Consider the following 19,962-nt stretch of genomic DNA (forward strand, 5'->3'; position numbering starts at 1 on the left):
CCGTACCGGACCACCGTGCAAGGGCCGGCGCGCGTTCACTGTTCGCTCCCCGCGGTGCGGCGGGACCCGCGGCGGGGCGCCGTCCGACCGCGTCGGCCGGGAGGACGCGTGGTGGCCGAGGAGCGCCCCCGCCGGGGCTCCCGGCGGCGCCGCTCCTCCCGCAGGCACTCCCGCAGCCCCTCGGGGTCGATGCCCTCGTTGCACGCGTGGTGGAGCAGCTGGGCGAAGCGGTATTCGGCGTCGGCGCGCAGGGCCAGGCCGAACGCGATCCGGGCCGTCGGCTCGTCCCCGGTGGACCAGGAAACCCAGCCGGCGAGGGTGAGCGGGGCCGCGGCGTGCTCGCCGTAGGCCCCGACGCAGCGCCGGGCGAGGGCCCGCCACAGCCGCAGGGCGGGGGCCGCCTCCTCGTCCTCCATCCACTCGGCCGCGACGTCCCGGATCTCGCGGTCCTGCAGGCCGAGGATCAGCGAGGCGGCCTCGTCGTGGCCGAGCAGTGCGTCGTCCCAGTCGTCGGCGTCGGAACCGCCCTCGACGGGCGGCGCCAGCGTCAGGCGCCGCATCAGTGCCTGCGCCAGGCCGATGGTCTCGGCGCCGACCTCCTCCCGCGTCGCCCCGTCGAGGATCCTGGGCATCAGGGCGGCGGCCGCCCGGTCCAGGGCCCGTTCCGCCTCCTCGGCCACGGCCCCGCGCAGTGGTGCCAGCCTGCCCTCGATCTCCCGGAGCGAGCCCCGGACCTGGAGCCCTGCGAAGGTCGCCGCCGCGGCCATCACCGAGGTGCCGACAGCGGCCAGCCGACTGCCCTCCGCCGGGCAGCACCGCTCGTCGGGGCAGACGTAGGACCAGAACCGTCCCGCAGAGAGGCACAGCGCCTCCAGCACCGGCACGTCCAGGGCGCCGCAGGCCAGCCGGATCCGCTGGGCGAGCGGCCGCAGCCGGGTCATCACCCGCTGGCCGCTCTCCTCTCCGAGCGGTTCCTGGCAGAGGTAGACGACGATGCCGTCCGGCTTGTCGCCGCGCCGTTCGCTGCCCCGGATCAGGCAGTCGGCGACCTGTCGGGCGGTGTCCTCCCATTCCGCGGGCGTGCCGGGAATGCCGACGCGGAGCCGGCCGCCGAAGCGGCCGCCCTCGCCGTGCACGGCGACCATGACGAGGGAGTCGGTCGGGTGGAATCCGAGCATGTAGGGCAGCGCGTCGGCCAGTTCGGCCGGGCTGCGCAGGGTGATCTGGGGTCCGGTGCCGGCTCCGGCCGGGCTGATGGAGGGCCGGTCGGACGGGTTGCGTGATGCGTGGTTGTTCGTCATGCCACGAAGGTCCCGTGCATGATCCGATCCGGAAAGCCCTGTGGATAACTGTTGATGCTTGAATTTCCACAGGGCCGGAGCCGCATTGGCGCGATGTCCGAGGCATCGGGTTGCATGGGGGCATGAACGCAGACCTGAGGTCCTCGGCCGACTCCGTACTAGCCCGGCTCGTGGGCGACCCCACGGGCACCGCCCGGCTGCGCGAGGACCAGTGGCGGGCGATCGAGGCCCTCGTCGCACACAAGCGACGGGCCCTCGTGGTGCAGCGCACGGGCTGGGGCAAGTCCGCGGTGTACTTCGTCGCCACCTCGCTGCTGCGGGCGAGCGGCGCAGGCCCCACCGTGATCGTCTCCCCGCTCCTCGCGCTGATGCGCAACCAGGTCGAAGCCGCGGCCCGGGCCGGAATCCGCGCCCGCACCATCAACTCCGCCAACCCCGAGGAGTGGGAGGGGATCCAGGCCGAGGTCGCGGCGGGCGAGGTGGACGTCCTGCTGGTGAGCCCCGAGCGGCTGAACAACCCCGACTTCCGCGACCAGGTCCTCCCCAAGCTCTCCGCCGCCACCGGCCTGCTCGTGGTGGACGAGGCCCACTGCATCTCCGACTGGGGACACGACTTCCGCCCCGACTACCGCCGGCTGCGCACCATGCTGGCCGACCTGCCGCCGGGCGTGCCCGTCCTCGCCACGACCGCCACGGCCAACGCCCGCGTGACCGCCGACGTCGCCGAACAGCTGGGCACCGGAGCCGGCACGGACGCGCTGGTGCTGCGTGGCCCCCTGGACCGCGAGAGCCTGAGCCTGGCGGTGCTGACCCTGCCCGACGCGGCGCACCGGCTGGCCTGGCTCGCCGACCACCTCGGGGAGCTGCCGGGCTCCGGGATCATCTACACGCTGACCGTGGCGGCGGCCGAGGAGGTCACCGCCTATCTGCGCCACCGCGGCCACACGGTGACCTCGTACACCGGCAAGACGGAGAACGCCGACCGGCAGCAGGCCGAGGACGACCTCCAGGCGAACCGGGTCAAGGCGCTGGTGGCCACCTCAGCCCTCGGGATGGGCTTCGACAAGCCCGACCTGGGATTCGTGGTGCACCTGGGCTCGCCCTCCTCCCCCATCGCCTACTACCAGCAGGTCGGCCGCGCCGGCCGTGGAGTGGAGCACGCGGAGGTCCTGCTCCTCCCCGGCCGGGAGGACGAGGCGATCTGGCAGTACTTCGCCTCGGTGGCCTTCCCGCCCGAGGAGCAGGTGCGCCGAACCCTCGATGTCCTGGCCCAGGCGGGCCGGCCGATGTCGCTGCCCGCCCTGGAACCGCTGGTCGATCTGCGCCGCACCCGGCTGGAGACCATGCTCAAGGTCCTCGACGTCGACGGCGCCGTGCACCGCGTCAAGGGCGGCTGGACCTCGACGGGCGAGCCGTGGGCCTACGACGCCGAGCGCTACGCCTGGGTGGCTCGCCAGCGGGCTACGGAACAGCAGGCCATGCGTGACTACGCGTCGGCCACCGAATGCCGCATGGAGTTCCTGCGCCGCCAGCTCGACGACGAGGAGGCCGCGCCCTGCGGCCGCTGCGACAACTGCGCCGGAGCCCGGTTCACCGCGGAGGTCTCCACCACCGCACTGGACACTGCGCGCGGCGAACTCGGCCGCCCGGGCGTGGAACTGGAGCCGCGCAAGATGTGGCCGACCGGGCTCGTGGCGGTCGGCGTCGACCTCAAGGGGCGCATCCCCGCCGGAGATCAGGCTTCGACGGGCCGGGCGCTGGGTCGCCTGTCCGACATCGGCTGGGGCAACCGGCTGCGCCCGATGCTCGCCCCGCAGGCTCCGGACCAGCCGGTTCCGGACGACGTCGTGCAGGCCGTGGTCGCGGTGCTCGCCGACTGGGCCCGAGGCCCCGGCGGCTGGGCCTCGGGGGCGCCGGACGCCCCGGCCCGGCCGGTGGGCGTGGTCGCGCTGCCCTCGCGCAGCCGCCCCCAGCTGGTCGGTTCGCTGGCCGCGCGGATCGCGGAGGTCGGGCGGATGCCCCTGCTCGGCACGGTCGCGTACACCGACCAGGCCCCGGAGTTCGGTTCGGCGGCCTCGAACAGCGCCCAGCGCGTCCGCGGGCTCCACCAGTCCCTGACCGTGCCCCCGGCGCTGGCCGAGACACTGGCGGAGGCTGCGGGCCCGGTGCTCCTCGTGGACGACCGCGCGGAGAGCGGGTGGACCCTCGCCGTGGCCGCCCGACTGCTGCGGCGCGCGGGTGCGAAGGGGGTGTTCCCACTGGTGTTGGCGCTCCAGGGCTAGCCGAATGCGTCATCCTCGGCGTGGCGGGGCAAGGATATGAACGGCATACCGGCGAATTCCGGTCTGCGGCGCCAATTGCTCGTTGCCGCACACTCCGAAGCCACGCGAGAATTGGAGTGCTCCCGCTCGGCTCCCCGGCACTCCTGGGCCGTGCTGCGGCGCGCCCTGACTCCAGCCGTGCCCGTCCGCGGGTGTGTACCCGAAGGGAGGACCGTGACCTTCGGATTCGCGCCGCCCTCGACCACGTCCCTGGCAACGGCCACCGGCGGCGCCAGCCGCCACGGCAGGCTGCTGGAACCTGCGGAATGGACGGCGGCGGGCATCCCCCTGCTCCGCAATCCGCGCGAGGTCGTCAGCGGCCTGCACTCCCGGCACAGCCCCGTGCCCTCGACCGCGGTCATCGCCGTGCTCGGACCGGAGGAGCAACTCGTGGCGAGCGCCTCCTTCGTACAGCGGTCGACCTCGGCCGACGGCTGGGAGTACCGCAACGCCCTGCTCTCCCGGCTGCGCCGGGTCCTCCCGCACGACCTGCGGCGACGGACCCCGGTGCGGACGGCGGTGCTGCTCTACTGCCGTGAAGGCGACGAGCGGTGGACCGAGGAGGACGGTGCCTGGATGTGGGGGCTGCGGGACGCCTGCACCCTGCACGGGCTGCGCTGCGGCGCGTACATCACGCTGACCCGTGACGGCTGGCAGGTGCTGGGCGAGGGCCGTGGCGGCAGACGTCCCAGCTCGCACTCGCGGCCGCAGCGCCTCGGCGACACCGCGGCCGAGTTCTCCCCGCTCGCCCTGCACACCGGCGGCGGCGCGGGCGATGCCCTGCGCCGGACCGCCGCGCGCTGACCTTCGTACGCGGGGCACAGCACGGGGTGCTCGCGGGCAGGCCTCACGGCCGTACACCCGGGACCGGGCGTACGGCGGATCAGGCCTCGGACATCGGCTCGGGCTCCGGCTCAGACCGCAGAGCGGGCTCGGCTCGGACCCGGCCACGACTGCAGCACGGGTTTCGGCCCGGGCTTCAGCGGGGCCGGCACCAGGCCCGCCCCGCCCCTCGCCCGTGCCGGGGTACAGGGCGTCAGACGCCCGCACCCAGCACGGAGTTGACCTGCTGCGGGTCACCGCACACGATCAGCAGCGCACCCGCCCGGGTGAGTGCGACCGGCAGGGCGCCCGCGACGGTCTCGGTCGCTCCGCCGTTGGCCGCGAAGACCACGACGGGACGGCCGGTGGCGCGCTGGACCTGCGCCGCGTCCGCGTAGAAGACGTCGTCCGCGGCGTCGTGCAGGGCCCAGTAAGCGGCCTCGCCGAAGGACAGCTCGTGCGCGGCCCACGGGTGCGGGTCGCCACTGGTGAGCACCAGGATGTCGCCGGGCGCGCGCCCGGTGTCGAGCAGCAGGTCTACGGCCTCTTCGGCCGCGTCCAGCGCGCCCTCGGCGGAGGCCGGGATCAGCTGGATCTGCGGCACCGCCGCGGAGACGGACGGTGCGGTGGGAGCAGCGGCAGGGGCTGCGGGAACGGGTCCGGGGGTGACCTGCGGCGCACGCTGCGCGGGCGATGCGGGCCGGGCGGGACCGGGGCGACCGGGCCGCGGTACGGCGGCGGGACGCGGACCAGGTACAGGGCGGGGGGTCTGCGCGGTGCGGCTCGCGGCCGGCGTGACGCGGGGACCCTGGGCACTCTCGTGAATCTGAGGCTCCTCGATGGCGTGGGTGAGAGGCGTGAGTTGCTGTCTATCAAACACCGGTACGAAACGTACCGGCCGGTGGCACATGGGTGCGATCAGAAATCGAAGCCGAGTTGGCCTCCGTTTTCCAGCTCCATCGATTCCTCGCTGCGGCGCACCTTCTTGAGGTGACGCCACCGCGGCAGCGCGTCGAGGTACGACCACGAGAGCCGGTGGTAGGGGGTGGGCCCCCGTTCCTCCAGCGCCGCCCGGTGCACGGGCGAGGGATATCCGGCGTTGGCGGCGAAAGCGAAGTCTTCGATTCCGCCGCCCTGTTCACCGAGTTCGGCCATCATGCGGTCGCGTCGGACCTTGGCGATGACCGAGGCCGCGGCGACGGCGATGCAGGACTGGTCGCCCTTGATCACCGTACGGACCCGCCAGGGCGAGCCGAGATAGTCGTGCTTGCCGTCGAGGATCACCGCGTCGGGCCGCACCGGCAGGGCGCCCAGGGCGCGCTCCGCCGCGAGCCGCAGGGCGGCGGTCATCCCCAGTTCGTCGATCTCCTCGGGCGAGGAGTGCCCGAGCGCGTACGCGGTGACCCAGCTCTCCAGGGCGTCGAGCATGGCATCGCGCCGCTTGGCGGTGAGCAGTTTGGAGTCGGTGAGCCCGGCGGGCGGCCGGCGCAGGCCGGTGATCGCCGCACACACGGTGACGGGTCCGGCCCAGGCCCCTCGTCCGACTTCGTCGACCCCGGCGATGACCTTGGCGCCGGTGGTTGCACGGAGGGAGCGTTCGACGGTGTGAGTGGGTGCTTCGTACGGCATGGCGCCAGCAAGGTTACGCCGCCCTGAGCCAACTGCACACCCCCGCCCGGGTCCGACGCCCCTCCGAACCGGCACGGCCGCCGCCCCGCGCACCCCGCACCACCCCCGCCGCGTCTCACACCCTGAGCAGCGGCACCCTCACCTCGTCGATCGGCTCCGCGATCTCCGCATCCCTCTATTCGCTACCGCACATCTTGGCGCGGTACATCAGCGTCGCCGGAATGACATCCACGACAAACGGACTACTCGCTTCCGACCAAACGCCGCCCCGCTCGATTCCCCGCAGCGCAAGCCCCCCCGATCAGGCGCCGGGCCGCCCCGCGCGGCCCGGACCAGACGACTTCACGGAACCGGCCAGGATGTGCGTGATCGCATTCGTGAAGCAGCCATCGCAGGGCCTGCCCGGCACTCGAGTGCACGGCGTCGGGCGTGCGCACGCACGGCAGGTGAAGGTGCTCGCGGATCGATCCGCCGTCGGGAATCTCACCGATCTACTGTGGACCGGCCCGATGCGCAGCGGCCACCAGGTCCGCCTTCGACGGTCGGCACCGGCAGAGCACGGCCTTGCCGGTGTACGCGCCGGCCGCGACGCCCTCCATCGTGAGCGCGTTCCAGCCGACCGTACTCGGCTGCTCCAACGCGGCATCGAGAATCGCCCGTTCGAGTCGGAACCCCCGATGCGCCTCGTCGGCGCCGCCGGCCAGTGCGCCGACCGCGACGAGGCCGCGCGGCAGATGACGAGGGCCCGGGCGGGGGGAACCATCCCCCGCCCGGGCCCTCATACGCGCTCCGGTTCCGCTCGCGGTCCCCGGTGCGACGGCTTCTAGTCCTCGGTGCGGGTGGAGAAGGCACCCAGGCGCGAGCAGACCTCGTACGAGGCCGTCACCGGGCGCTCACGCAGGATCTGCCGTGCCCGGTACTCACCCAGGCTCATCGCGTACCAGGGAACGTCTCCGTCCCTGGCCATCTCGTCGTTGATCCCGCGCAGGGCGCAGGACCGCTGGGGCTCGGGCAGCCGGTCCAGGGCGGGCACCGCGTCCGCCGACAGGGACTGGAAGTAGGCCAGGTCGATCTTCTTGTCCGCCGTGTAGCGGGTCACGTTCCGCTCGGCGACCATCCCGTCGGGGGACAGCAGGCCGAAGGCGAGAACGACGGCCGCCGAGCTGCCCGCGACGGCGCGCGGCAGCCAGCGCGCACCGAACACCCCGGCCGCCATGATCAGTACGATGACCAGCCCGAGCCACAGCTCCATCGCGGCCACCGACACGCGCAGCCTGGTCAGCCCGTACGCGTCCACGTACAGGTCCATCCGACGGAGCGCGGAGGCGACGACGACCAGCGTCAGCGCGCACAGCACCCCGAGGACGATGCGGACGAAGCGGCGGTCGCCCGCTCCGGCGCGCGGGGCCCAGCGCAGGGCGAGCGCGATGACGACGAGGGTGAGCAGGGTGGCCCAGAGCAGCTGCCAGAAGCCCTGGCGGGCGTACTCGGCGTACGTCTGGCCGGTGCTCTGCAGGACCTTGTCGTAGCCGCCGAACAGGACGGCCAGCTGGACGGCGTTGAAACCGGCGAAGAGCAGGTTGAGCACGACGAGCGGAAGGGCCCATTCGACCCGGGAACGCGGCTTGCCCGGGGCCACCTTGATCCGGTCCCAGCGCAGCGGGGCCGCGGCGGTGCGGGCGGCGGCGAGCGCGAGGACCGCGCCGAGGAGGAAGAGCAGGAACCGGATGGGCCCGTCCCCGATCGAGACGTCGGGCATCAGTCCGCCGAGGAGATCGGCGAAGGCGGCGTCGGCGGAGGCGAACAGCGCGCCGAAGAGCACCAGCAGGACCACGGCCACGGCGGTCGCCTTGGCCACGGGGAGCCAGCGGTCCTTGCTGACCCCGCCGCGCGAGCGCAGACCCTTCCAGGCCCAGCCGACCCCGGACACGGCGGAGTCGAAGAAGCCGAGCGGGCTGAGCAGGATGCCGGGCCAGGTGCGGCTGCCGTGCAGGGCCAGCGCGCCCAGCAGGACGGCGGACAGGATCGCCAGGGTGGACGGCCACGCGGAGTCGCGCAGGGCCGGTACGACGAGGAGGGCGAGGCAGCCGATCGCCCAGACCACGGTCCAAGGGCGGGCCGTACGACGGGCCGTGCGGGCGGCGACGTACGCGGCGACGACGGCGGGCACCACCGCGAGCAGCAGGCCGGGGCCCATGCCGTCGCCGAGGAACAGTGCGGAGGCGAAGCCGGCGACGAGGGCGGCGGCGAGGGTCGCCGTCCGGACGGGTGCGGCCTCGGCGGGGCGCACCAGCGCGGGCCACACGGGGGCCGCGGAGGCCTTCGCGCGGCTGGCCGCCCATGCGTGCTGTTGCTGCTGCTGCGCCTGCCAGGCCTGCCAGGCGGCGGCGTCGAGGGGCGCCCCTGCCTGGGGGGCCGCCGCTCCGGTGGGGTTTCCCCCGGCCGGGGCCGGGCGCGCGGGTGAATCCCCGGCCGTGGCCTCGGTGCTGGCCGCGGCCTTGGGCTGGGCTTCGTCCGCCCCGCCGGTGTTGTCTGACATCGGTTTTCCCTCCCCTGCAGGCCGCCCCGGTGTTCCGGTAGGGGCGGCGAGGGAACAGAGTAGGCCGGTGACGGGCAGTTTTGAACAGGCTCAAAAGATCCCTGTGTCAGGACCGTGACAATCGGAACGCGAAATTTCACCCGTCGCTGGACGCCCTGGGCACCCTGGACGGCGCCCACTTTCACGGACGACGTCGCCGCGCGCTACGGGTGTGCGCCGGGCGCATGGAAGCGGCCGCCCGGTGGCGCGTGGCGCGGTCCGAGGCGGAGCAGTTCGGAACAGGTCGGAACAGGTCGGAGCGCTGGTACCGCCTGGGGGCGGCCTCGGAGCACCAGGGGACGGCCGGTCCCGTACCGTGGCCCCCAGCTGTCACGTGGTCGGGCAGTTACCCGGTCACACAGTTGCCCGGTCACGCGGTCACCCGGTAACGCCGCTCTAGCCCGCCGCCTCCGGCAGCCAGGCTGGCAGGGCCTCGGTGCGCGCCAGCCAGGCGGCCGGAAGTACCGCGTCCCCGCGCGCCCCCAGCACCCCGCCGACGATCGCGCAGGTCGTGTCGACGTCCCCGCCCACCTGCGCGGTGGTCCAGAACGCCCGCTCGTAGTCGTCCAGCGCCCGCGCCGCCGACCAGAGGGCGAACGGCACGGTGTCATGGGCGCTCGTGCGCCGCCCGCAGCCCAGCACCGCGGCGACCGTGGTCGCGTCCCCGTAGTCCAGCATGTCCCGCGCCCGCCGCAGTCCGGCGCCCACCGCGCTGCGCGGCACCAGCGCGATCACCCCGTCCAGCAGGTCGGAGGCCTTAGGCGGGGCTTCCGAGCCGGCCGCCAGCGCGGCCGCAGCGGCGACGGCCATGGCCCCGCACACGGCCTCGCGGTGCTGATGGGTGGTGTAGGCGGAGATCTCCGCCTGGTGCGTGGCCTGCTCGGGGTCGTCGGCGTACCAGGCACCCAGCGGCGCGATGCGCATGGCGGCGCCGTTGCCCCACGAACCCTGCCCGTTGAACAGTTCGGCGGCCAGCGTGCGCCAGTCCTGCCCCTCCCGCACCAGACGCAGCATCCGGTTCACCGCGGGCCCGTAGCCCCGGTCGAAGTCGTGGTGGTGGGCGAAGGAAAGCGCGAGCGCGTCCTGGTCGATCCGTCCGTGGTCGGCCAGCACGGCCACCACCGAGCAGGCCATCTCCGTGTCGTCGGTCCACTGCCACGTCTCGGCGCCGGTCGGCAGCTCACGCCGCTTCAGCAGCGGGTAGTTCACGGGGACGAAGTACTGGGAGCCCAGGGCGTCACCCAGCGCCAGCCCGCGGAGGCTGGCCATGGCGCGTGCGTAGCGCCGTTCGGGAGTGGAATCAGGGGTCATCGCGGGTCACTCTAGCCGTCCAGGTCATAAGGCTCGGGTGTGGTCCACCGCTCAAACGGGCGGTCCATCCGGTACCGGCCGTCCGGCCCCATCAGAAGCACCCGGAATTCGCCGTTGCCGGGATTGGACAAGGCCTCGAATTCGGACACCGACCAGTGGAACCAGCGCATGCAGAACAGCCGCATCGTCAGCCCGTGCGTCACCAGCAGCACGTTCTCCGGATGGTCCGGCGCCTCGAAGCTGCGGTACAGGCTCTCCAGGAAGGAACCGACCCGGTCGTACACGTCGGCCCCCGACTCGCCCTGCGCGAACCGGTAGAAGAAGTGCCCGTACGCGTCCCGGTACGCCTTCTGCAGCCGTACGTCGTCCCGGTCCTGCCAGTTCCCCCAGTCCTGCTCGCGCAGCCTGGGCTCCTCGCGCATCCGCACGCGCGTCGGGTCCAGCCGAAGCTCCCGGAAGGTCTGCAGGGTGCGGCGGTACGGGGAGACGTACGCGCTGATGGTCTCGTCGCCGAAGAGCTCGCGCAGCCGTACGCCGGCCGCCGCGGCCTGCTCGCGGCCGTTGCGGGTCAGCCGCAGGGCGTGGTCGGGCTCCCGCTCGTACACCGTGTCGTCGGCGTTCCCCTCCGATTCCCCGTGTCGGACAAGGACGATGCGCCGTGGTCGAACCATCCCCCGACCCTATTCGGCCACCGGCGGGCCGGAGGACCGGGCACGCCGGTTCGCCTGGCGCTCGTCGTACGGTCATACCGTCCAGGACGGTTCGAGGTCGACGACGTCACCCGTGAGGGCCTCGACATCGGCCTGGATCTGGGCGCGCAGGGAGAGCCGCTCGACCCGCTCCTGCCGGTACTTGCCGTGCTCGGCGGCGGCGTGCCACATCGACAGCACCAGGAACTCCCGGCCCGGAGCCTCCCCGAAGAGGCCGCGGATCATGCCGGGCGAGCCCGCCATGGCCGGATTCCACACCTTCTCCTGCATGAGGGCGAAGTGGTCGACCCGGCCCTCCCGGACCCGGGTGTGCGCGACCCGTACGACGTCGGCATCGGTGAAGCGCGGCTCGAAGCCGGTCTTCACGTCGAAGCGGTGGTCGAAGAGGGTGACCCGCAGATCCGTGTAGGTGCCGTTCTGGGAGGCGGCCAGCCGGTCGTGCGAGCGGGCCATGAAGGAGTCGTAGAAGGACCGGCTCTCCCAGAATGCGAAGACGTGCGCGACCCCCTGCCGGCCCCGGCTCCAGCCGCCGCCCTGCCCCCGGAATCCCGGCTCGCCCGGCAGCCCCGCCCATTTTCGCTGCCCGCGCTCGAACCCGCGTCGGTCCGTCACCGTGCAGCGAATCCACTTGACCAGCACTGCGCCATCGTACGGGCCCGGCGCGGCCCGGGTCAGTCCCCAGCGGGGTACATCCGCACCAGTTCCGCCGCATCCCGCTCGGGCAGCCGAAGGCCGAACTCCCGGTCGAGCACGGCGAGCAGCTCGTCCGGGCCGACCACCCGCCGCTCGGCCCGCCCGTCCGGATGCAGCACGGTGAGCTCCTGCCCGACGAGCGCCCGGCGGACGTCGTCGCCCGGGAGGTGGACGACGACCCGCCCGATGAAGGAGGACCCGGGGTGGGTGGAGCTGTAGTGGTTGAGCAGGACGTAGTCGACGGGGTGGTAGCGCTGCGGGGAGAAGGCGTACAGGTCCCGCCAGACGCCCCCGCGCAGCAGGCACAGCACGAGGATGCCGTCCTCCTCCTCGCGGACGCGGTACGTCCACTGCCCCTGCTGCACCTCGGTGCCGGGCCGCCCCAGCGGAACCGGCTCGCGAGGGCCCTGGTAGCCGAACCCGGCGTCGCACAGCCACGGTTCACCGTCGACCGTGACGACGAGGACGGCGTGCGTGACGGCCAACAGGGAGTCCCCGCGGGTGCGGTTGCGGGCCCCGCGCCCGGAGACCTCGAAGCCGATCCGCTCCAGGGCAGCGGCCAGCAGTGAGTTCTGCTCGTAGCAGTAGCCGCCTCGACGGCCGTGCACGAGCTTGTCCTCGATCGACTTGACGTCCAACGCGACGGGGCGGCCGAGCAGAACGTCCAGGCTCTCGAAGGTGATGGCGGCGGTGTGGGCCCGGTGCACTGCGTACAACGTGCGGAGGTCCGGCCGGAGTTCCCCGGCCGCCCCCGATCCTCCCGGCAGACGGATCCGTGCCAGATACGCGTCCAGGTCCAGCTCGTCACCGCTCCACATGGCTCCCCATCTCCCCATCTCCCCGTTTCCCTCGTCCCCCGCGCCAGTCGCGCCAGTCGCGCCAGTCGCGCCGCCAGCGCCAACCGCGCCGTACACGTCGTCTGCCACCGCACGGCCGTGAAATCCCGGGGCGCCGGTGCGTCCACGCCCCGCACAATGATCGCCATGACGGCCTTGCAGACCAACCCGCTCTTCGCCCGCCTCGCCGACGCCGAACGCATCCTGGTCGCCGGCGCGGGCGGCGGCTTCGACATCTACGCTGGCCTCCCCCTCGCCCTCTCCCTCCTGCACCAGGGCAAGGAGGTCCACCTGGCGAACCTCTCCTTCAGCTCCCTCGCCGGGCTGCCCGTCGAGGAGTGGGCGGCCCCCGACCTCGCTGCCGTCACCCCGCGCACCGCACCCCACCAGGCCTATTTCCCCGAGCGGACACTGGCCCGGTGGCTGGAGATCCACGGCTACCCGGCCACCGTCTACGCCTTCCCCCAGATCGGCGTGCAGCCGCTGCGCGCCGCCTACCGCGCGCTGATCGACCTCCACCGCATCGACGCGGTCGTCCTGGTCGACGGCGGCACGGACATCCTGATGCGGGGCGACGAGGCCGGCCTCGGCACGCCCGAGGAGGACCTGACCAGCGTCGCGGCGCTGGCCGCGCTGGACGACGTACCGCAACGCCTCGTCGTGTCGGTCGGCTTCGGCGTGGACGCGTACCACGGGGTCAGTCACGGCCTGGTGCTGGAGAACATCGCGGCGCTGGAGCGCGAGGGCGCGTACCTCGGCGCGTTCTCCATACCGCGCGCCACCCGCGAGGGCGCGCTCTTCCTGGACGCGGTGGCCCATGCCCAGGAGCACACCCCGGACCGCCCCAGCATCGTGAACGGCTCCATCGCCGCAGCCGTACGGGGCTCCTTCGGCGACGTCCAGTTCACCGACCGCACCCGCGGCAGCGAGCTCTTCGTGAACCCGCTGATGTCGCTGTGCTTCGCCTTCGACCTGCCGGGGCTCGCCGCGCGCTGCCTCTACCTGGACCGCATCGAGGACACCCACCTGATGCGCCAGGTCCATTCCCGGATCGCGGAATTCCGTGACGAGCTGGTCACCCGGCCGCCCCTGCGCATCCCCCACTGACAACCCGGCCCCGCGCCTTTCCGATTGCCCGGCCGCTCACCACCGTGTGAAGATCACCGCATGAACATGCGAAAGGACAACCGGGTCTTCACCCGGTGAGCCGCTCCCTCTACGACCACGCCGTCGCCCACAGCCGGCAGCACCGGGGGGACTCCCCGGTCGGGCCGCCGCCCCGCCCCGACGACGGGCCTCCCCCACCGGGCCGACGCTTCAGCAGCTCCCCTCACTGCGTGCCCCGCATCGTGGCGGCCGTCGCCCGGGCCGCGGCCGCCGCGGAGCCCGAAGCCGCCGTCCTCAGCGCGCTGGACCTGATGGTCCGGCGTCTGAACTGGTACGACCACGGATCCGCCCTCGCGGAATCGCTGCGGCACCTGCCCGCCCCACGCGACCGGCTCCACCGCCTCGGCCGCCGGTACGCCATGCGCGGGGAGCACCCCAACGCCGTCCGCCTCGGCCTCGCCCTCCTCGGCGGCTTCGGCTCCGAGCGGGACGAAGACCTCTTCCGCCTCTTCGGCACCGACCCGATCTTCTGCCGCGCGACGGCCGAAGCCCTGTCGCGCCGCCATCCGGCGGCCGAGCGCGCCCTGTTCGCACTGGCCCGCCGCTCGACGGGGTGGAGCCGCGTCACCATGGTCGAAGCGCTGACCGGCAGCCCCGACCCGGAGATCGACCCGGAAATCAAGGACTGGCTGATCCGCGATGCCTGCACCGGTGACGTCCTGGACAGCTACTTCGTTCTGGCTGCCGCCCGGACCGGTGACCTCGCCGGGGTGCTCAGCCGGCCGACGCTCGACGAGCAGACCCTGGGAGGCGCGGGCCGGATGCTCGTCGCGCTCTCCGATGTGGACGGGCCGGGGGCGTCCCTCTCCTCGTACGAAGGGGCTCCTCGCGCGCTGGCGCACTACCTGCGCCACCGGACGGCGGGCGCGACGACCGTCCAGGCCCTGCTCCAGCTCATCTCGATCAACCGCTGCTTCGAGGGCGCGCGAGCTGCGTGGCTCGACGAGCACGGCCTGACCGAGGTAGCCGCCCGGTACGCCGGGGTGATCGGGACGCCCGAGTCCCGGCGCGTGGTGACCGAAGCGCTGGCCTCACCCGATCCCTCCGCCTTCCACGCGGCGATCTGGAGTGCCCGCGCCCTGGGCTTGCCCCTGCGCGAAACCCTGCTGCACCGGGTCGAGACGGAACCTCTCAATTCCACCTACTGGTACCTGCTGATCGACGACTGCCCCGCGGACGCCATCGGACAGGTGGTCGCGGCCGCGGAACGACTGCTCCCGCTCGCCGAGCTGCGCTCGGGGCCGACCCTGGCGACCGGCGTGGGAGGGGAGTACGCCGTCGACCAGTGCCTCGATCTGATCGTCTGCCGGCTGCCCGCACATCCCGGCCACGGCATCCCGCTCCTGGAGGCCGCCCTGCAGAACCGGACCGCGCGCAACCGCCGCATGGCGGCCGGGGCCCTCGCCGCATGGCCGCCGGGCTCCGTCCCGCCCTCGGCCCGGGCCGTACTGCGGCGCGCCGCGGCCGTCGAGCCCGTGGACGACGTACGGGACAGGATGCTCGGCGTGCTCGCCCGCCCCGGTCCCTGACCCGGTGCACGCCGGAGGCGGGGGATCTCCTGAGGCATCTCCCCGTACGCGTACGACGGACGGCGTCGGAACAGGTCCGGAAGGTTCCGGCACGACGAAGGGGACCGGCCTTGGGCCGGTCCCCTTCGTGAGCTGCTGGTCAGCTACCTGCGCGGACTACGCGTCGGATGTCGCGTCCCACGCCGTTCCGCCCGTCGTTCAGCTGCAGCCGCTGGTGGAGCCGCAGCCCTCGCAGATGTAGCAGGAGCCGGCGCGCTGCATCTTCGTACCGCAGGAGAAGCAGAGCGGGGCGTCGGCGGAGACGCCGAGCTGCATCTCGACCAGTTCGGCGTTGCTGTGCGCCGTCTTGGGGGCCGGGAGCTGGACCGGAACGGCCGCGACCGGCTTCGGGGCCGACGGCACCGCGGCGAGCGGGGCCGACTGCGCCAGCGTCTCGGTGTCCAGCTCCTCCTCGACGGGCTCGTACGAGCCGGTGTCCAGGTGGCGCTGGCGCTCCTCGGCGGTGTGGATGCCGAGGGCCGAGCGGGTCTCGAAGGGCAGGAAGTCCAGCGCCAGGCGGCGGAAGATATAGTCGACGATCGACTGCGCCATCCGCACGTCCGGGTCGTCCGTCATGCCGGCCGGCTCGAAGCGCATGTTCGTGAACTTCGAGACGTAGGTCTCCAGCGGCACGCCGTACTGCAGGCCGACCGAGACGGCGATCGAGAAGGCGTCCATCATGCCCGCGAGGGTCGAACCCTGCTTGGACATCTTCAGGAAGACCTCGCCCAGGCCGTCGTCCGGGTAGGAGTTCGCGGTCATGTAGCCCTCGGCGCCACCGACCGTGAAGGAGGTGGTGATGCCCGGGCGGCCCTTGGGGAGGCGCTTGCGGACGGGACGGTACTCGATGACCTTCTCGACGGTGGCGCGGATGGTCTCCTCCGCCTTGGCGGTGACCTCCTCCTTCTCCTCTTCCTTCTTCTTGGCGGAGAGGGGCTGGCCGACCTTGCAGTTGTCGCGGTAGATCGCGAGCGCCTTGACGCCCAGCTTCCACGCCTCGAAGTAGATCTCCTCGATCTCCTCGACGGTCGCCGTCTCCGGCATGTTGACCGTCTTGGAGATCGCGCCGGAGATCCAGGGCTGGATCGCGGCCATCATGCGGACGTGGCCCATCGCGGAGATGGAACGCTCGCCCATCGCGCAGTCGAAGACCGAGTAGTGCTCGGCCTTCAGACCCGGGGCGTCGACGACCACGCCGTGCTCGGCGATGTGGGCGACGATCGCCTCGATCTGCTCTTCCTGGTAGCCCATGCGGCGCAGGGCCTGCGGGACGGTGCCGTTGACGATCTGCATCGAGCCGCCGCCGACGAGCTTCTTGAACTTGACCAGGGCCAGGTCCGGCTCGACACCGGTGGTGTCGCAGGACATCGCGAGACCGATGGTGCCGGTCGGCGCGAGGACGGAGGCCTGGGAGTTGCGGAAGCCGTTCTTCTCGCCGAGGCGGATCACGTCCTGCCAGGCCTCGGTGGCCGCGGCCCAGATGACGTTGTCCAGGTCCTCGGTGCGCGGCGCGACGGCGTTGGCGTCGGCGTGCTGCTTCATGACGCGCTTGTGGGCGTCGGCGTTGCGGGCGTAGCCGTCGTACGGGCCGACGATCGCGGCCAGCTCGGCGGAGCGCTTGTACGCCGTACCGGTCATCAGCGAGGTGATCGACGCGGCGAGGGTGCGGCCGCCGTCCGAGTCGTACGCGTGGCCGGTAGCCATCAGCAGGGCGCCGAGGTTGGCGTAGCCGATGCCCAGCTGGCGGAAGGCGCGGGTATTGTCGCCGATCTTCTGCGTCGGGAAGTCCGCGAAGCAGATGGAGATGTCCATCGCGGTGATGACGAGCTCGACGACCTTGGCGAAGCGCTCGGCGTCGAAGGACTGGTTGCCCTTGCCGTCGTCGTTGAGGAACTTCATGAGGTTGAGCGAGGCGAGGTTGCAGGACGTGTTGTCCAGGTGCATGTACTCGCTGCAGGGGTTGGACGCGGTGATGCGGCCGGACTCGGGGCAGGTGTGCCAGTTGTTGATCACACCGTCGTACTGGATGCCCGGGTCGGCACAGGCCCACGCGGCCTCGGCGAGCTTGCGGAAGAGCGCCTTGGCGTCGACCTTCTCGATGACCTCGCCGGTCATGCGGGCACGCAGGCCGAACTCAGTGCCGTTCTCGACGGCCGTCATGAACTCGTCGTTCACGCGGACGGAGTTGTTGGCGTTCTGGTACTGGACGGACGTGATGTCGTCGCCGCCCAGGTCCATGTCGAAGCCCGCGTCGCGCAGGGCGCGGATCTTCTCCTCCTCCTTCACCTTGGTCTCGATGAAGGCCTCGACGTCCGGGTGGTCCACGTCCAGGACGACCATCTTGGCCGCGCGGCGGGTGGCGCCGCCCGACTTGATCGTTCCTGCGGACGCGTCGGCGCCGCGCATGAAGGAGACCGGACCGGAAGCGTTGCCGCCGGAGGAGAGGAGCTCCTTGGAGGAGCGGATGCGGGAGAGGTTCAGGCCGGCGCCGGAGCCGCCCTTGAAGATCATGCCCTCTTCCTTGTACCAGTCGAGGATCGACTCCATGGAGTCGTCGACGGCCAGGATGAAGCAGGCGGAGACCTGCTGCGGCTGGGGCGTGCCGACGTTGAACCACACCGGCGAGTTGAAGCTGAAGATCTGATGCAGGAGGGCGTACGTGAGCTCGTGCTCGAAGATCTCCGCGTCGGCGGGCGACGAGAAGTAGTCGAAGTCCTCGCCGGCCTTCGTGTACGTCTTCACGATCCGGTCGATCAGCTGCTTCAGACCGGTCTCGCGCTGCGGGGTTCCGACCGCGCCACGGAAGTACTTGCTGGTGACGATGTTGACCGCGTTCACCGACCAGAAGTCGGGGAATTCGACGCCACGCTGCTCGAAGTTGACCGAGCCGTCGCGCCAGTTGGTCATGACGACGTCACGGCGCTCCCAGCTCACCTCGTCGTAGGGGTGCACGCCGGGGGTGGTGTGGATGCGCTCGATACGCAGGCCGCCCTTGGCAGCCTTGGTCCCCTTGGCGCGGGAACCACGTGCCGAGCTGCTCGCCGTCTCTGTCATGCCAGGCCTCCCATATGCGGGCAAAAACGCCCTAAAGTGCCAGCGCTATTCCGCGGCACGGTGCTGTGTCTTGTATCTACGTCTCTTCGCCTGACAGACCGGCCGCGCCACGGTGCGTGAGCGCCGCGGAACGGACCGTCCGGTCAGTCGGCGGCGGAGGCGGGCACGGGGACCGGAACGGTCCCACCGTGCTCGCACTCTTCAGGGTGAGGTCGCGACCCGCGGAGTTCCGCGATGGCGGCCTCGAAGTCTTCGAGTGTGTCGAACGCCTTGTAAACGGACGCGAACCGGAGGTACGCGACCAGGTCGAGTTCCTGCAACGGGCCGAGTATGGCCAGACCCACGTCGTGGGTGGTCAGCTCGGCACTGCCGGTGGCGCGCACCGCCTCTTCGACCCGCTGGCCGAGCTTGGCGAGGGCGTCCTCGGTGACCGGCCGCCCCTGGCACGCCTTGCGCACGCCGGAGATGACCTTGGTACGGCTGAAGGGTTCGGTCACCCCGCTGCGCTTGATCACCATCAGCGAGGCCGTCTCCACCGTCGTGAAACGACGGGAGCAGTCGGGGCACTGACGGCGCCGACGGATCGACGTGCCGTCGTCCGTGGTGCGGCTGTCGACGACGCGGCTGTCGGGGTGCCTGCAGAAGGGGCAGTGCATGGTTCCCTCACCCTCCCTCTTGGCACGACTGAATCACCCCACGGAGCCCCTGAACGACAGAGACGGGCTCTGCCGGGGGCTCGTGGAGCAGCCACCAGCATATGCGATCCCAGGACCCTCAGCAGACCCAAGGACCACTACTTGTGGGTGGCAGCGCTCATCCAACCACTAGATCTTGGGTTGCGGTGGATTTACCCAGCTCTGCGTGTCGCGGCGTCCGATACCCGGATACGGGGGCTCCCGGTGCCACACTGGGCACAGGCCCGGACGGTGGCGACCCGACCGGGAAGGGTACCGTAAGCAGCGGACGCCGAGCCGAACCCGCGTTCGGCGAACCGATCGTCCATACACCCCTCGATATGCCCACGCGAGACGATCTGCGATTTTTCACTCGAACGTGTGTTTGGCGCAACCTTTCGAAAGCTACTACCGTTGTCCAGCTAGGGAGAACATTTCGAGAGGGGCCGACGTGACCACCACCGCAGACAGTGCCGCCATCACTGCCCAGAACCGCTCCCAGAGCCGACTCGAGCCGGTGCATGCCATGAACGACGCAAACCTGAACCCGGATGCGGAGCCCGTACGCCCCGCACGCTCGCTGCCAGGTCGACCTCCAGGCATCCGCGCCGACAGCTCCGGGCTCACGGACCGGCAGCGGAGGGTCATCGAGGTCATTCGCGACTCCGTACAGCGCCGGGGCTACCCGCCGTCGATGCGGGAGATCGGTCAGGCGGTCGGCCTGTCCAGCACCTCGTCGGTCGCACACCAGCTGATGGCCCTGGAGCGCAAGGGCTTCCTGCGCCGCGACCCGCACCGCCCCCGGGCCTACGAGGTGCGCGGCTCCGACCAGCCGAGCTCCCAGCCCACGGACACCACCGGCAAGCCCGCCGCCTCCTACGTTCCCCTGGTCGGCCGGATCGCGGCCGGCGGCCCGATCCTCGCCGAGGAATCGGTCGAGGACGTGTTCCCGCTCCCCCGCCAGCTCGTCGGCGACGGTGAGCTCTTCGTCCTCAAGGTCGTCGGCGACTCGATGATCGAGGCCGCCATCTGCGACGGCGACTGGGTCACGGTCCGCCGCCAGCCTGTCGCGGAGAACGGCGACATCGTCGCCGCGATGCTGGACGGCGAGGCCACCGTCAAGCGCTTCAAGCGCGAGGACGGCCACGTCTGGCTGCTCCCGCACAACGCCGCCTACCAGCCGATTCCCGGTGACGAGGCGACCATCCTCGGCAAGGTCGTCGCGGTACTGCGTCGCGTCTGACCCCGCCGCCACCATCCAGCCCCCGGGACCCACTGCGCCGGTCCCGGGGGTTGCT

General features: G+C 71.9%; 16 protein-coding genes. 5 read left to right on the forward strand and 11 right to left on the reverse strand.

The annotated features are described in order from the left end of the window. Positions 1-35 precede the first annotated feature (35 nt). Positions 36-1,301, reverse strand: coding sequence for a DUF4192 domain-containing protein (locus tag OG534_RS09285; RefSeq protein ID WP_326587614.1), 1,266 nt, complete (start codon positions 1,299-1,301; stop codon positions 36-38). Between the two features lie 122 nt (positions 1,302-1,423). Between OG534_RS09285 and OG534_RS09290 the strand changes: the two genes are divergently transcribed. Next, entirely contained in the window at positions 1,424-3,583 is a 2,160-nt protein-coding gene (locus OG534_RS09290) for a RecQ family ATP-dependent DNA helicase (RefSeq protein WP_326587615.1), read from the forward strand. 213 nt (positions 3,584-3,796) lie between these two features. Further along, the gene (locus OG534_RS09295; RefSeq protein ID WP_326587616.1) at positions 3,797-4,426 is read left to right on the forward strand and encodes a hypothetical protein; all 630 of its coding nucleotides are present in this window, start codon (positions 3,797-3,799) and stop codon (positions 4,424-4,426) included. Positions 4,427-4,658: 232 nt separating this feature from the next. Here OG534_RS09295 and OG534_RS09300 read toward each other — a convergent pair whose 3' ends face one another. The 8 genes from OG534_RS09300 to OG534_RS09335 all read right to left on the reverse strand — a co-directional run bounded on the left by OG534_RS09300 (position 4,659) and on the right by OG534_RS09335 (position 12,201). Further along, entirely contained in the window at positions 4,659-5,354 is a 696-nt protein-coding gene (locus OG534_RS09300) for a hypothetical protein (RefSeq protein ID WP_326587617.1), read from the reverse strand. A gap of 8 nt (positions 5,355-5,362) precedes the next feature. Further along, positions 5,363-6,073 carry a ribonuclease HII gene (locus OG534_RS09305; RefSeq protein ID WP_326587618.1) on the reverse strand — a complete coding sequence of 237 codons (711 nt, stop codon included), beginning with the start codon at positions 6,071-6,073 and terminating at the stop codon, positions 5,363-5,365. Positions 6,074-6,564: 491 nt separating this feature from the next. After that, positions 6,565-6,711 carry a hypothetical protein gene (locus tag OG534_RS09310; protein WP_326587619.1) on the reverse strand — a complete coding sequence of 49 codons (147 nt, stop codon included), beginning with the start codon at positions 6,709-6,711 and terminating at the stop codon, positions 6,565-6,567. 185 nt (positions 6,712-6,896) lie between these two features. After that, entirely contained in the window at positions 6,897-8,612 is a 1,716-nt protein-coding gene (locus tag OG534_RS09315; RefSeq protein ID WP_326587620.1) for a DUF4153 domain-containing protein, read from the reverse strand. Positions 8,613-9,047: 435 nt separating this feature from the next. Further along, on the reverse strand, positions 9,048-9,962 hold the full coding sequence (locus OG534_RS09320; protein WP_326587621.1) for an ADP-ribosylglycohydrolase family protein: 915 nt from the start codon (positions 9,960-9,962) through the stop codon (positions 9,048-9,050). An 11-nt stretch (positions 9,963-9,973) separates the two neighbouring features. Further along, positions 9,974-10,633 carry a histidine phosphatase family protein gene (locus OG534_RS09325; protein ID WP_326587622.1) on the reverse strand — a complete coding sequence of 220 codons (660 nt, stop codon included), beginning with the start codon at positions 10,631-10,633 and terminating at the stop codon, positions 9,974-9,976. 72 nt (positions 10,634-10,705) lie between these two features. Continuing rightward, positions 10,706-11,311: a YdbC family protein gene (locus OG534_RS09330; protein ID WP_030713338.1), complete on the reverse strand. Its 606-nt coding sequence runs from the start codon at positions 11,309-11,311 to the stop codon at positions 10,706-10,708. Between the two features lie 32 nt (positions 11,312-11,343). Beyond that, positions 11,344-12,201 (reverse strand): arylamine N-acetyltransferase family protein, encoded by an 858-nt coding sequence (locus OG534_RS09335; protein ID WP_326587623.1) that lies wholly within the window; start codon positions 12,199-12,201, stop codon positions 11,344-11,346. Positions 12,202-12,348: 147 nt separating this feature from the next. On the opposite strand from OG534_RS09335, the gene OG534_RS09340 reads away from it, so the two are divergent. Then, a complete protein-coding gene (locus OG534_RS09340) occupies positions 12,349-13,308 on the forward strand; it encodes a DUF1152 domain-containing protein (RefSeq protein WP_326587624.1) in 960 nt (319 codons plus the stop codon). Between the two features lie 230 nt (positions 13,309-13,538). Then, on the forward strand, positions 13,539-14,897 hold the full coding sequence (locus OG534_RS09345) for a hypothetical protein (protein WP_326587625.1): 1,359 nt from the start codon (positions 13,539-13,541) through the stop codon (positions 14,895-14,897). A 198-nt stretch (positions 14,898-15,095) separates the two neighbouring features. Here OG534_RS09345 and OG534_RS09350 read toward each other — a convergent pair whose 3' ends face one another. Further along, the gene (locus tag OG534_RS09350; RefSeq protein WP_326587626.1) at positions 15,096-17,990 is read right to left on the reverse strand and encodes a vitamin B12-dependent ribonucleotide reductase; all 2,895 of its coding nucleotides are present in this window, start codon (positions 17,988-17,990) and stop codon (positions 15,096-15,098) included. A 143-nt stretch (positions 17,991-18,133) separates the two neighbouring features. Then, a complete protein-coding gene (nrdR, locus tag OG534_RS09355) occupies positions 18,134-18,646 on the reverse strand; it encodes a transcriptional regulator NrdR (protein WP_326587627.1) in 513 nt (170 codons plus the stop codon). A gap of 469 nt (positions 18,647-19,115) precedes the next feature. Here nrdR and lexA point away from each other — a divergent pair, with 469 nt between their 5' ends. Continuing rightward, on the forward strand, positions 19,116-19,907 hold the full coding sequence (lexA, locus tag OG534_RS09360; protein ID WP_326587628.1) for a transcriptional repressor LexA: 792 nt from the start codon (positions 19,116-19,118) through the stop codon (positions 19,905-19,907). Positions 19,908-19,962 lie beyond the last annotated feature (55 nt).

Origin of the sequence: Streptomyces sp. NBC_01294, assembly GCF_035917235.1 — a bacterium.
GTDB classification, from domain to species: domain Bacteria; phylum Actinomycetota; class Actinomycetes; order Streptomycetales; family Streptomycetaceae; genus Streptomyces; species Streptomyces caledonius.